The 12,442-nt window shown below is 59.8% G+C and carries 12 protein-coding genes; 7 read left to right on the forward strand and 5 right to left on the reverse strand.

What is annotated here, in order from left to right; genetic code table 11:
* Positions 1-130 precede the first annotated feature (130 nt).
* A complete protein-coding gene (gene rpmA / locus QK296_RS20785) occupies positions 131-388 on the reverse strand; it encodes a 50S ribosomal protein L27 (RefSeq protein ID WP_003176049.1) in 258 nt (85 codons plus the stop codon).
* Between the two features lie 34 nt (positions 389-422).
* The gene (rplU, locus tag QK296_RS20790) at positions 423-737 is read right to left on the reverse strand and encodes a 50S ribosomal protein L21 (RefSeq protein ID WP_007950961.1); all 315 of its coding nucleotides are present in this window, start codon (positions 735-737) and stop codon (positions 423-425) included.
* Between the two features lie 239 nt (positions 738-976).
* Between rplU and QK296_RS20795 the strand changes: the two genes are divergently transcribed.
* The 3 genes from QK296_RS20795 to QK296_RS20805 all read left to right on the forward strand — a co-directional run bounded on the left by QK296_RS20795 (position 977) and on the right by QK296_RS20805 (position 2,875).
* Entirely contained in the window at positions 977-1,945 is a 969-nt protein-coding gene (locus tag QK296_RS20795; protein WP_003194086.1) for a polyprenyl synthetase family protein, read from the forward strand.
* A gap of 170 nt (positions 1,946-2,115) precedes the next feature.
* Complete coding sequence (locus QK296_RS20800) at positions 2,116-2,457, forward strand: zinc ribbon domain-containing protein YjdM (RefSeq protein ID WP_003194087.1); 342 nt, start codon at positions 2,116-2,118, stop codon at positions 2,455-2,457.
* 160 nt (positions 2,458-2,617) lie between these two features.
* A complete protein-coding gene (locus QK296_RS20805) occupies positions 2,618-2,875 on the forward strand; it encodes a hypothetical protein (protein WP_003194088.1) in 258 nt (85 codons plus the stop codon).
* 60 nt (positions 2,876-2,935) lie between these two features.
* Here the strand turns inward: QK296_RS20805 and QK296_RS20810 are convergent, their stop codons facing one another.
* Together QK296_RS20810 and QK296_RS20815 are read right to left on the reverse strand one after the other, a co-directional pair.
* Positions 2,936-3,553: an FKBP-type peptidyl-prolyl cis-trans isomerase gene (locus QK296_RS20810; protein ID WP_003194089.1), complete on the reverse strand. Its 618-nt coding sequence runs from the start codon at positions 3,551-3,553 to the stop codon at positions 2,936-2,938.
* Positions 3,554-3,656: 103 nt separating this feature from the next.
* Complete coding sequence (locus tag QK296_RS20815; protein ID WP_236202807.1) at positions 3,657-4,811, reverse strand: OprD family porin; 1,155 nt, start codon at positions 4,809-4,811, stop codon at positions 3,657-3,659.
* Positions 4,812-5,065: 254 nt separating this feature from the next.
* On the opposite strand from QK296_RS20815, the gene QK296_RS20820 reads away from it, so the two are divergent.
* From QK296_RS20820 to QK296_RS20835, 4 genes are all read left to right on the forward strand, one after another.
* Positions 5,066-5,962, forward strand: coding sequence for a LysR family transcriptional regulator (locus QK296_RS20820; RefSeq protein ID WP_034133650.1), 897 nt, complete (start codon positions 5,066-5,068; stop codon positions 5,960-5,962).
* A gap of 107 nt (positions 5,963-6,069) precedes the next feature.
* Complete coding sequence (locus tag QK296_RS20825; RefSeq protein ID WP_094774896.1) at positions 6,070-7,497, forward strand: AbgT family transporter; 1,428 nt, start codon at positions 6,070-6,072, stop codon at positions 7,495-7,497.
* Positions 7,498-7,516: 19 nt separating this feature from the next.
* Positions 7,517-9,346 (forward strand): CocE/NonD family hydrolase, encoded by a 1,830-nt coding sequence (locus QK296_RS20830; protein WP_137203862.1) that lies wholly within the window; start codon positions 7,517-7,519, stop codon positions 9,344-9,346.
* 166 nt (positions 9,347-9,512) lie between these two features.
* Positions 9,513-11,432: a methyl-accepting chemotaxis protein gene (locus QK296_RS20835; RefSeq protein ID WP_282391254.1), complete on the forward strand. Its 1,920-nt coding sequence runs from the start codon at positions 9,513-9,515 to the stop codon at positions 11,430-11,432.
* 641 nt (positions 11,433-12,073) lie between these two features.
* Here QK296_RS20835 and QK296_RS20840 read toward each other — a convergent pair.
* The gene (locus QK296_RS20840; protein WP_014719894.1) at positions 12,074-12,442 is read right to left on the reverse strand and encodes a glyoxalase superfamily protein; all 369 of its coding nucleotides are present in this window, start codon (positions 12,440-12,442) and stop codon (positions 12,074-12,076) included.

The following is a 12,442-nucleotide window of genomic DNA, read 5'->3' on the forward strand; positions in this document are numbered from 1 at the left end:
ATGAGCGCAGCGACCTCAATCAGCGACCGCAAACCAGCGCCTGAGCTCATCACAGACAGCTTTGCAAGAGACTCACTCCACAAACGAAAAAGCCCCGTCGCAAGACAGGGCTTTTCCAGCGATCTCGCAATTAAGCTGCGACAACGCTCACGTAACGGCGGTTGAACGCGCCCTTTACTTCGAACTTGATCACGCCTTCGATTTTAGCGAAGAGGGTGTGATCTTTACCCATGCCAACACCGTAACCGGCGTGGAATTGGGTGCCGCGCTGACGCACGATGATGTTGCCCGGAATGATTTTCTGGCCGCCATACATCTTCACGCCAAGGCGTTTGGCTTCTGAGTCGCGACCGTTACGGGTACTACCACCAGCTTTTTTGTGTGCCATGAGTCAATTCTCCTAGTGAGGAATTAGGCTGAAATTAAGCCTGAATACCGGTGATTTTGATCTCGGTGTACCACTGGCGGTGGCCCATACGCTTCATGTGGTGCTTACGACGACGGAACTTGATGATGCGGACTTTATCGTGACGACCTTGGGAGATCACTTCAGCCACAACGGTAGCGCCAGCAACAACTGGAGCGCCGATGTTCACGTCATCGCCATTGGCGACCAACAGAACGCGATCAAAAGTAACGGATTCGCCAGTAGCGACTTCCAGTTTCTCGATCTTCAGGTATTCACCTGGGGCGACTTTGTATTGCTTGCCACCAGTAACAATTACTGCGTACGACATGGTATTTCTCCGATAATCCTGCTCACCCAGCGCTTTATAAGAAGAGGTATTGGCTGGCATGGCTGCATGGGATGGACGTCCCGAATGCAATTGCGTAAGGCAGGTGCTGCCCAGGAAGTTCAGGGTGCGCGATTGTACGCAAGGTAAAGAGGTGTTGCAAGGGGCCGTCTATCGCGCCTTGACACTGCGGGGTGAGGGTCCTAGCATGCCGCGCAACCCTTCTGGAGCGACTGTCGCTGATGCAACCCCAAGCTTTCTACCGCGCGGTCGCGGACGATTTTAGCGCCGTCGACGGCATCATCAAGCAGCAGCTGACGTCTAAAGTGCCGCTGGTCTCCAAAATTGGCGACTACATTACGTCGGCGGGCGGCAAACGCCTGCGTCCTTTATTAGTGTTGCTGTGCGGCAAGGCCCTGGGCCGTCAAGGCGACGACCTGCGCCTGCTGGCTGCCACCATCGAATTCCTGCACACCGCCACCCTGCTGCATGACGACGTGGTCGACATGTCCGGCATGCGCCGTGGTCGCGAGACCGCAAACGCGATGTGGGGCAACGCGCCCAGCGTGTTGGTGGGCGACTTCCTGTATTCGCGCTCGTTCGAAATGATGGTCGAGCTGGGCTCGATGCCCGTGATGAAGATTCTTTCACAGGCCACACGCATCATCGCCGAAGGCGAAGTGTTGCAGCTGTCCAAAGTCCGCGACGCCAGCACCACCGAAGAAACCTATATGGAAGTAATTCGCGGCAAAACCGCGATGCTCTTCGAAGCCTCTACCCACAGTGCCGCCGCGCTGTGTGGCGCCACCGCCGAACAGGCCGAGGCGCTGCGCACGTTCGGTGACCACCTGGGCGTGGCGTTCCAACTGGTGGATGACCTGCTCGATTACAAGGGCGACGCCGAAACCCTGGGCAAGAACGTCGGTGACGACCTGGCCGAGGGCAAGCCGACCTTGCCGCTGATCTACACCATGCGCGAAGGCACGCCGGAACAGGCCGCTCTGGTGCGCAAGGCGATTCAGAAAGGCGGCATCGAAGACCTGGAGGCCATCCGTGCCGCCGTGGAAGCCTCGGGTTCCCTGGAGTACACCGCGCAACTGGCGCGTGACTACGTGGCGCGGGCGATCACCTGCCTGGAAGCCCTGCCGGCCAGTGAATACCGGGATGCCCTGGTTGAGCTGAGTGAGTTTGCGGTCGCCCGTACTCACTGATTCCGCGCTGTTTAATGTGGGAGCTGGCTTGCCTGCGATAACTGGAGTGAATTCACTGCCACTATCGCAGGCAAGCCAGCTCCCACATTAGGACGAGTCCAACCCCATCCGCGTTTAAAACCCTATATAATGTGCGACTTTTAGCCATCCCTGACTTTCTAGGAGCTTTAGTGAGCACGTTGCCTCCCTGCCCCAAATGCAATTCCGAATACACCTACGAAGACGGCGCCCAGCTGATCTGCCCGGAATGCGCCCATGAATGGTCCGCCACTGGCGAGGCCGAAGTGGTTGGCGATGAAACCGTGAAGAAAGACTCTGTGGGCAACGTCCTGCAGGACGGCGACACCATCACAGTGATCAAAGACCTCAAGGTCAAGGGCACTTCCCTGGTGGTCAAAGTCGGCACCAAGGTCAAGAACATCCGCCTGTGCGACGGCGACCACGATATCGATTGCAAGATCGACGGTATCGGCCCCATGAAGCTCAAGTCCGAGTTCGTGCGCAAAGTCTGATCCTGCTGCATTCCATCCCGCGCCCGCCGCGGGGTGGCGTTTTGCCCTCTGCGTTGATCGAACGCAATACCCACACAGAAAAAAACAGAAACTGCCAATAGACGCTTGCTATTCTACGAATAAGAATTATTCTCATTGAAACCCATCAAGGAGAACGACCATGACTTATTTGATAGATGCCTGGCTGGATCGCCCTCACCCTTACCTGCGAATCCTGCATCGGGAAACCGGTGAAGTCTGTGCGGTGCTTGAAGAAGAAGCGCTGAACGAGCTGCAGGACCAGGGCGATCTGGACGTCAATGGCCTGAGTTCCAGTGAGCCTGGGGTGCTGAAGGAAGTGGTGAGGAATCTGTTTCTGTTCTGCTATGCACGAGCGTTGCGCCCGGCGACGGAGCTTAATGGCAAGTTCCATCCATGAAGAAACTGGCAAATGCCTGTTGGGGCGAACGCGTTCGTCCCAACAGGTAACCAGCGGGTCTTACAGAACGTCGAGCAGCTCGACGTCGAATACCAGAACGCTGTGCGGCGGGATGCTGCCAACGCCTTGAGCGCCGTAAGCCAGTTCGCTCGGCACGTACAGGCGCCATTTGCTGCCGGCATTCATCAGTTGCAGGGCTTCGGTCCAGCCGGCGATCACGCCGCCAACCGGGAATTCTGCAGGCTGGCCGCGCTCGTAGGAGCTGTCGAACACAGTGCCGTCGATCAGGGTGCCGTGGTAGTGAGTACGCACTTGGTCTTCACGGGTCGGCTTGGCGCCGGTACCAGCCGTCAGCACTTCAAATTGCAGGCCGGAAGCCAGGGTGGTGATGCCATCACGCTTGGCGTTTTCCGCCAGGAAAGCCAGGCCAGCGCCTGCTGCAGCTTCAGCCTTGGCAGCGGCTTCGGCTTGCATGATTTCACGGATCACTTTGAAGCTGGCCGCCATTTGCTCTTGGTCAACACGGCTAGGCTTGCCTGCGAACGCGTCGGTCAGGCCGGCCAGGATCGCGTCCAGGCTGACGCCCGGTGGCGGGTTGTCACGCAGTTGGTCGCCCAACTGACGGCCGATACCGTAGCTGACGCGGGTTTCGTCGGTGGACAGATTAACTTCGGACATGAAGAGGCTCCGCTGTAGGACGCCACAGTTTCCCGCGCCGCCCAGAACTAAAAGGGCCCGCAGACTAGCACACATGAGCGGGCCGTGATCAGCCCCACCCCGGCTACCAAAGCGCCAGATCATAGGTCAGGTACAACCGGTAGTTGTCCCGGTCACTGGCATAGGTTGAGCGATAAGTGGCCTTGCGCACCTCCACACCCAGGCCTTTGAAGGTGCTGTCCTGAACCACGTACCGCAGATTCGTGTCGGATTCCCACTCCCGTGCCTCACGCCCTTTGAAGTCGCCGTTTTGCCCTTTGTAGTAGCGGGTCATGAAACTCAAGCCAGGCAGTACCGCCGCCAAGTCATAGTCGTAGCGCAGCATCCAGGTTTGCTCACCCGCCTGGATGAACTTGCCCACACCGGCGTTACTGAAGGAATACACGGTCGAGACGCTGGCATACGGAAGCGCGGTCTCGCCGCTGACCTTCTGATAGCCGACACCCAGCGCCTGCGGGCCCAGGCGGTAAGTGAACAGACCGCTGAACATGTCACTGTCGACCTCGCCGTTACGCGCCTCACCCGCGTCGTTACTAATGAAGTAGCGCAAGTCGCTGGTCAGTGTGCCGTTGCCCAGCGGCTGCTTATGCACCAGGCCGAAGAATTGCTGGCGATAGAATTCGCGCATTTCACCGTAGTACCAGGTGCCGCTGAGCTTCGGCGTAAAGGCATAGGTGGCGCCGGCAAAATCGAAGTCACTGCCCTTCTTGCCGCTGTAGCCCTGGGGATAAATATCCACGCTGTCGGTGGAGTTACGCAGCTTGAATTTATCCAGGTGCCCGGCGTGCAGGTACAGGTCGCGAATGCCGGTGTATTCCACTTGAGTGCCCTGGAAGGTCTGCGGCAACAGGCGGCCATCGTTGTGCACCAGCACCGGGATCTTTGGCAGCAACGTACCGGTTTTCACCACCGCGTCGCCCCAGCGCAGCTTGGCCGTGACTCCCAGGCTGGAAAACTCGCTGGCCGCATGACCATCGTCATGCACCGGCAGCAAACCCGTGCCGGCGTGGGTCGGGCTGGAGTCCAGACGCAAGCCCGCCAGCCCCAGGGCATCCAGGCCAAACCCAACAGTGCCCTCGGTATAACCTGACTGCAGATTGAGCAGGAAGCCTTGGGCCCACTCCTTGCGGTCTTCGCCCCCGTCGCGGTAGCCGTCGTTGAAGTAGAAGTTACGCAAGGTCAATCGGCCTTGGGAATCCTCCCAGAACCCCTGGGCCATTACTGCAGGCGACAAGCTCGCTAGCAACCCCGCGGAGACTATTCCCCCCCTCGTGAAAAAATCACGCATAAACCGTTCCTCAATGCCGTGTTGTGTTTTTTTATGGGCAGTTGCGCAGGCGCGACAGGCTGGACGGCATGTCGCGTTGCAGCGGACACTAACGGCTCATCAACTGCCCCACAACGTTATGCGAGAAGCGCATCAGGCTATGCGTGAAGCACCCGCCGCCCTTGCCAACCGACAGGAAGAACACGGTGAATCTCAAGCAACTCGAAGCTTTCAAAGCGATCATGTCTACCGGCTCGACCATCGGTGCCGCGACACGCATGGGCCTCTCGCAATCGGCAGTCAGCCGCCTGCTGAGCCAGTTGGAAGAGCATGTGGGTTTTGCCCTGTTCCTGCGCAAGAAAGGCCGCCTGATGGCCACGCCAGAGGCCGAGGAACTGCTCACCGAAGTCGCCGGACTGGTCGATGGGATGCAGCGTATCCAGCGCCTGGCTGACGAGATGCGTGTAGGGCGTTCGCGCAAAAGCCTGCTCAAGGTCGCGGTACCCACCAGCATGACCCAGGAGCTGTTGCCACGCATCGTGGCGCAGTTTCTCAAGGAGCATGACGACATTGTCGTGGAACTGCTGACCGGTTCTTACGACACGATCGAGCGTGCGGTGCTGGACCGTTCCGCCGACCTGGGCTTTGTACGCCTGCCCACGGAAATACCTGACTTCGATGTCGAGCCGGTGCTACAAACCGAAGGCGTCTGCGTGATGCCCGCCGACCATCCGCTGACCCGTCACGCCTGCATCCAAGTGCAGCACCTGCGCGATGTGCCGTTGGTGATGCTCGGCCGGCAACGCGCATTGCGGGCCGAGCTGAACCAGGTGTTTCGTGCCGCCAACCTCACACCGCAGGTGCGGGTCGAGGTGCACTCGGTCGGGGCAGCGTGCAGCTTCGTTGCCGAGGGCCTGGGGGTGTCGATCGTCAATGGTCTGCTGGCCAGCCACTTCCGGCATTTGCCCATCGTCACCCGCCCGTTTCGCCCGGCGCTGCCCTACGCATTCGGCCTGGCGTTTCGCGCCAATGAGCCGCGCTCGCAACTGGTACACGCGTTTGCCGAGCACCTCAAGCAGGGTCTGGCCGCACAAAACGCATAGCCCAACCCACCCCACGCATAACGTTGTCGCCGCGAAAACTTTGCCCTAGTGTCCGCCCCACACGTGTCACCCCTATAACAATAACGGCGCACGCCGGGGCCACTAGCATGAGCGAATCCCAGAGCATCCCTACCCAAGCAGCGGTGGGAAATACCACGCAACGCAAGCAGATCAATCCCGCCATCATCCTGCTGAGCATCGTCCTGCTCGCAGTGGCGTTTACCTACGCGGTGAACTCGGGCACGTTCCAGCGCCAGAATGGCCTGGTGATACCGGGCTCTTACCAGGTGCTGGAAAAACACGACTCCCTGGGCCAACTGTTCAGCCTGGAGCCGCGCAAAGCCGGCGACACCGTGGCCCGCCCGGTGTCCTTGGTGGAAGGTTTCATGGCCATTCCCCAGGGCATCGAGAAACGTGCGGCGCTGATTTTCATGGTGCTGTTCATCGGTGGCATGTTCGGGGTGCTGAACAAGGCCGGAGTGATCGACGCCGGGCTGGAACGCATGCTGGGGCTGACCCGGGGCAATATCTATGTACTGGTGCCATGCCTGATGCTGGTGTTTTCCGCCGGCAGTACCTTCATGGGGCTGGCCAAGGAATTTATCCTCATCGTGCCGTTGATGGTTGCCATGGCTAATCGGCTGGGGCTATCGAACCTGATCGGGCTGGCCATCGTCACGATCTCGGTGAAGATCGGCTACCTGGCTTCTATTTCCAATCCCGTGGCGCTGTCCGTGGCGCAGCCGATGGTCGGGCTGCCGATCTTCAGTGGCCTGAGCATGCGTGTGCTCGCCTACTGCAGCTTCCTGCTGGTGGGCATTGCCTTCGTGCTGTGGAGTATTCGCAAGCACGGTTACGATGCCACGGCGCAGATCACTTTCGAAAGTACGCCGTTGCCCCTGCGCCATCTGATCAACCTGATCGTACTGCTGACGGGCATCGCTTTCCTGGTCTACGCCTCCAACCGCTGGGGTTGGAAATACCATGAACTGTCGGCGTTCTACCTGCTGCTGACACTGGCCTTCAGTGTGATCGCCGGGCTCGGCGCGAGCACTGCTGCCAGTGCCTTTGTCGATGGCATGAAGAAGGTGCTGATCGCCGGCGTGTTGATCGGCCTGGCCACCGCCGTAGAGATCATCCTCAGTACCGGCCAGGTACTGGACACCATCGTCAACAGCCTGGCCAACCTGGTGGGCGACCACGGCCCGATCGTGTCGGCCTATGGCATGTTCTTCGCGCAACTGGGGCTCGATGTACTGATCCCATCCACCTCAGGCCAGGCGGCGGTGACCATGCCGATCTTCGGGCCCTTGGGCCAGTTGTCCGGCGTCAGCCCGCAGACCACGGTGTTCGCATTCTTGATGGGCAACGGCCTGACCAACATGATCACCCCCACCTCCAGCGGCCTGCTGGTGCTGTTGGCCACCGCCAATGTCGGCTGGGGCCAATGGGCGCGTTACATCCTGCCGCTGTTCCTGATCTACGCCGTGCTGGCGATGGTGTTGCTGGCCATTGCGGTGACGAGCGGGTACTGAATCGATGAGTGTTATCTGCATGCAAATTCTGCCTGACCAAATGATCCCGATGCGTGACGGCATCCACCTAGCCACCGATATCTACCTGCCAGCGGGCGGCAAAGGGCCGTTTCCGGTGGTGATCGAACGCACGCCCTACGACAAAAGCAAGCCCTCGCGCTCGGAAAAACAGCTCGACGGCCAACACATCTCCCGTGCACAAATGGCCGCACGGTTTACCGAGCAAGGCTTTGTCGCGATCTTCCAGGACTGCCGTGGGCGCTACGCCTCCGAAGGCACGTTCACCAAATACACGGCCGAGGGTGAGGACGGTTTCGACACCCTGGCCTGGATCGTCCAACAGCCCTGGTGCAACGGCAGGATCGGCAGCATGGGCCTGTCCTACGCGGCCCACACGCAGTTGGCGATGGCCTGCCTGCACCCACCGGGCCTTGGCAGCATGGTGCTGGACAGCGGCGGCTTCGCCAATGCTTACCAGTGCGGGATTCGCCAAGGCGGCGCCTTTGAACTCAAGCAAGCGACCTGGGCCTTTCGCCAGGCCAAGGAAAGCCCGGCGGCCCTGGCCAACCCTCAGATTCGTGAGGCGTTAGAGCAAGAGGATATCCATCAGTGGTTCACGCGCATGCCATGGCAACCCGGCCAATCGCCGCTTCGCCACGTGCCGGAATACGAAACCTATGTGTTGGACCAATGGGCCCAGGGCACCTTCAGTGAATATTGGCAACAGTCCGGCATCTACGCCGAAGGCCACTACGCGCAACTGCCCGATATCCCGGTACTGTTCATGTCCAGCTGGTACGACGCCTACGTCAGTTCAACCCTGGCCAACTACCGCGCCTTCACCCAGAACGGCACTGCCCGCCAGCGGTTGGTGATGGGCCCATGGCTGCATGGCGACCGCAATATCAGCCACAGCGGCGATGTGGAGTTCGGCCAGCAAGCCACCTTCGATGGGCAGGTCGATCAGGATTGGCTCAGTTGCCGCCTGGCGTGGTTCGAGCATTCCCTCAAACCATCGCCTCACACCACGACGGCCAGCGTGCAGGTGTTCCTGATGGGCGGTGGCAGCGGTAACCGCGATGAGAACGGACGTTTGCAGCATGGCGGCCGCTGGCTGCACACCACGCAATGGCCACTCCCCGGCAGCCAGACATTGACCCTCTACCTGAATGCACACAGGCAGTTGAGCCGCACGGCACCTGTCGAGGCTGACGCCCACTTGAGTTACCGCGCCGACCCCGCCCACCCGGTCCCGACCATCGGCGGCGCGCTGACCTCCGGCGCCCCTGTGTTTGTTGGCGGGGCCTTCGACCAACGGGAGCGTCCCGACTTTTTCGGCACCCAAGGGGATAACCGCCCCCTGGCTCAGCGCGATGACGTTCTGGTGTTCCAGACCGAGCCTCTGGACGACGACCTGATCGTCGCCGGTGACGTGCAGATCGAGCTGTGGATCGACAGCGATGCTCCCGACACCGACTTCACCGCCAAGCTGGTGGACGTGTACCCGCCCAGCGCCGACTACCCCGAGGGCTTTGCGATGAACATCACCGACGGCATCCGCCGCTGCCGTTATCGCGACTCATGGGAACAGCCGACGGCCCTGGAGCCCGGCGAACGGGTCAAGGTGCTGATCGAACCTTTCGCCACCTGCAACCTGTTCAAGCGCGGCCATCGGTTGCGCCTGGATATCGCCAGCAGCAACTTCCCGCGCTTTGACGTCAACCCCAACAGCGGCGAGCCTTCAGGCCAAGCCAGCCACCCTCGGGTTGCCCACAATAGGGTGCACCTGAGCCACGCCGCCGCCTCCTGCCTCAGGCTTACCGTGGTGCCCAACACGGCGGAGTCCTGAGCGCATCGGATCGCCATTGCGGCACGGTAATGGCGCCCCTTCGTCACCCCGCAAGAAAAGTACTTCAGAATCATCCTTTGCCGCCGATACAGCCCTACACATCTTGGCTGGCTCAAACAACAACACACCGTCCAGCAGACAGACATCACTCTTCAAGGAGCTTTCGATGAACAGCTGGTTCGGTAACATCAGTGTCAATCTCAAACTCGGCCTGGGCTTCGGCCTGGTGTTGGTCCTCACTTCAGTCCTCGCACTCACGGGCTGGACCAGCCTGGGCGGCTTGATCGACCGTAGCAATTGGATGAGCGATATCACTCAGCTCAACGCCTCGTTGACCAAGCTGCGTATCGTGCGCTTGCAATACATGCTGGCCAATGGCGACGAGGCCGTGGCGCAGAACGTGCAGACCAGCCTGGATGCCTTCGCAGCTCAACAACAGAAATTGCTGGACAGCTTCAAGAGCCCGGAAAACCTCAAGCTGCTCAATGAGCAGAAAGCCGTCATTACCGCTTACCGCCAGTCCCTGAACAAAATGCGCGAGGCCTATCGCAATGGCAATGCTGCGCGCGACGTCATGGGCGCCAAGGCAGACATCGCCAACGCACAGATCAATGCGCTGGAAACCAGTGTGCAGCAGTCACCCGACAGCCCGGAGCGCTTCACGCAGTTCCTGGCCGTGACCCAGGCCAAGAACGAATTCCTGCAGGCTCGCTACGAGGTGCGCGGCTATACCAATAGCCCCAACGCAGAAACCGAAGCGCGCGCTGCTACACAGCTGGAGAAAGCTGTGGCGGGTTTGAAAGGCCTCAGCGTTGCCTTCGGTACTGGGCAGCAAAGCGCGTTGTCAGCACTTGAAACCGCCCTCGTTGCTTATCGCAGCGCGGTACAGAGCTACAAAGCGGCCAACGCCAATATCGTCACCGCCCGTGCCGAAATGACCACCCAGGGCGCCGATATCGTGACGATCAGCGACAAGCTGTACGACATCCAACTGGAACGTCGCGACGCTGAAAGCACCCAGGCCCGCAGCCTGCAGTTGATCAGCACCTTACTGGCCCTGTTGGTCGGCGTGATTGCCGCGTGGGTGATCACGCGCCAGATCACCCGTCCGATCCAGGAGACGCTGGCCGTGGTGGAACGCATCGCTTCGGGCGACCTGAGCCACAATATCCAAGTGACCCGTCGTGATGAACTGGGCGTGTTGCAGCAAGGCATCCAGCGCATGGGCACCACCTTGCGCGAGCTGATCAGCGGCATCCGCGACGGCGTCACTCAGATCGCCAGCGCCGCCGAAGAGTTGTCAGCCGTGACCGAGCAAACCAGCGCCGGCGTGAACAGCCAGAAGATCGAGACCGATCAGGTCGCCACCGCGATGCATGAAATGACTGCCACTGTGCAGGAAGTTGCGCGTAATGCCGAGCAAGCTTCCCAAGCCGCTTCCGACGCTGACGGCCAGGCCCGCGAAGGCGATAAAGTGGTGGCCGAAGCCATCGCCCAGATCGAACGCCTGGCGGCCGAAGTAGCGCGCTCCACCGACGCCATGACGCACCTGCAACAAGAGAGCAACAAGATCGGCAGCGTGATGGACGTGATCAAGGCCGTGGCCGAACAGACCAACCTGCTGGCCCTCAACGCCGCCATTGAAGCTGCGCGTGCCGGGGAAGCCGGCCGTGGCTTTGCCGTGGTCGCCGACGAAGTACGCGGCCTGGCGCAGCGTACACAGAAATCCACCGAGGAAATCGAAGGCCTGGTGGCAGGCTTGCAGAACGGCACCCAACAAGTCGCCAGCGTGATGAACAACAGCCGCAGCCTGACCGACAGTAGCGTCGAACTGACGCGCAAGGCCGGGGTATCCTTGGAAAACATCACCCGCACCGTGTCGAATATCCAGTCGATGAACCAGCAGATTGCCGCGGCCGCCGAACAGCAAAGCGCCGTGGCGGAAGAGATCAGCCGCAGTATCGTGAATGTGCGGGACGTGTCCGAGCAGACCGCTACGGCCAGTGATGAGACGGCCAAATCGAGTGTGGAGCTGGCACGGTTGGGTAGCCAGTTGCAGCAGATGGTCAGTCATTTCCGGGTTTAAAAAACCAAAAAAGCCGCCTCAATTTAAGCCGAGGCGGCTCCACTTCTCAGACCTTACAGGTCATCAAAGCTGTCCCGCAGGAATGTCCACACGTGATAAACACGTAGAGCATTCACTACGAGGTTCCACGTACGTCGTGCAAACTTAGACATACTCGGCCCTCCTTGAGTTGGGCCTTACCTCCAGCGCACTTACCGGAACACGTGAGCCTTTGGACGCGGGTCAATGCGTCCTTTGAGGTGGCCGGGCTAGTGGGCCTTCCGCATCAATCCGGCACGGATTACTAGCCCGTGGCGGTCAGTCCAGAATTCGCGCGCGTACCCGGCCCCCCCAAAAGCGACAAACGCAGAACGGGGAAGATCCTAACCAACATTCCCGTCTAAGGTGTGTCTAACAGTGGTCAAATATCCAGTATCGCCGATAGATTCATTGCAAGCTTTTGCAGTCAAAATCAGGCAAGAGAAAGATGCCTAAAGGATCCATGCCGGCCATCGTTCCGTCTTGCGTGACGACGTGACCGGCAGTTAGTATCCACCTGCGGGTCAATGCGTCCTTTGAGATAGCAAACCCCAGCCACTCACTGGGTTTGCAATAAAAAACCGCCCTACTAAGGCGGTTTTTTTTTGCCTGCCATTTACCCTTCAGACCTCGCTGTCCTCGACAAACACCAGCCGATTTCCAAACGGGTCACGGATGCTCATTTCCCGCGAACCCCAGGGCGTGTCCTCAACCCCAGGCTTGGCATATCGGTACTCTTTGCCCAGCAACTGCTGCTGATACGCATCGACCCCTTGGGCCTGAATTCGCACAGCCGCCCCCGGCGAAGCATCACCATGATGCTCGGACAAATGCAGCACGCATTCCCCCAGCGAGACCTGAAGGTACAACGGGAAATTCGCTTCGAAACGATGCTGCCAATCGACCTTGAACCCCAGGAAGTCGACGTAGAACTCCAAGGCTTTGACCTCGTCGAAAATCCGCAGAATGGGGACGACTTTTCCTAAGTGCAT

The organism is Pseudomonas sp. AL10 (assembly GCF_029960685.1).
GTDB classification, from domain to species: Bacteria; Pseudomonadota; Gammaproteobacteria; order Pseudomonadales; family Pseudomonadaceae; genus Aquipseudomonas; species Aquipseudomonas lactis.

Coding starts and splice junctions, on each gene's coding strand:
- rpmA (WP_003176049.1), bottom strand. CDS start 388: ATGGCACACAAAAAAGCTGGTGGTAGTACCCGTAACGGTCGCGACTCA.
- rplU (WP_007950961.1), bottom strand. CDS start 737: ATGTCGTACGCAGTAATTGTTACTGGTGGCAAGCAATACAAAGTCGCC.
- QK296_RS20795 (WP_003194086.1), top strand. CDS start 977: ATGCAACCCCAAGCTTTCTACCGCGCGGTCGCGGACGATTTTAGCGCC.
- QK296_RS20805 (WP_003194088.1), top strand. CDS start 2,618: ATGACTTATTTGATAGATGCCTGGCTGGATCGCCCTCACCCTTACCTG.
- QK296_RS20810 (WP_003194089.1), bottom strand. CDS start 3,553: ATGTCCGAAGTTAATCTGTCCACCGACGAAACCCGCGTCAGCTACGGT.
- QK296_RS20815 (WP_236202807.1), bottom strand. CDS start 4,811: ATGGCCCAGGGGTTCTGGGAGGATTCCCAAGGCCGATTGACCTTGCGT.
- QK296_RS20825 (WP_094774896.1), top strand. CDS start 6,070: ATGAGCGAATCCCAGAGCATCCCTACCCAAGCAGCGGTGGGAAATACC.
- QK296_RS20830 (WP_137203862.1), top strand. CDS start 7,517: ATGCAAATTCTGCCTGACCAAATGATCCCGATGCGTGACGGCATCCAC.
- QK296_RS20835 (WP_282391254.1), top strand. CDS start 9,513: ATGAACAGCTGGTTCGGTAACATCAGTGTCAATCTCAAACTCGGCCTG.
- QK296_RS20840 (WP_014719894.1), bottom strand. CDS start 12,442: ATGCACTTAGGAAAAGTCGTCCCCATTCTGCGGATTTTCGACGAGGTC.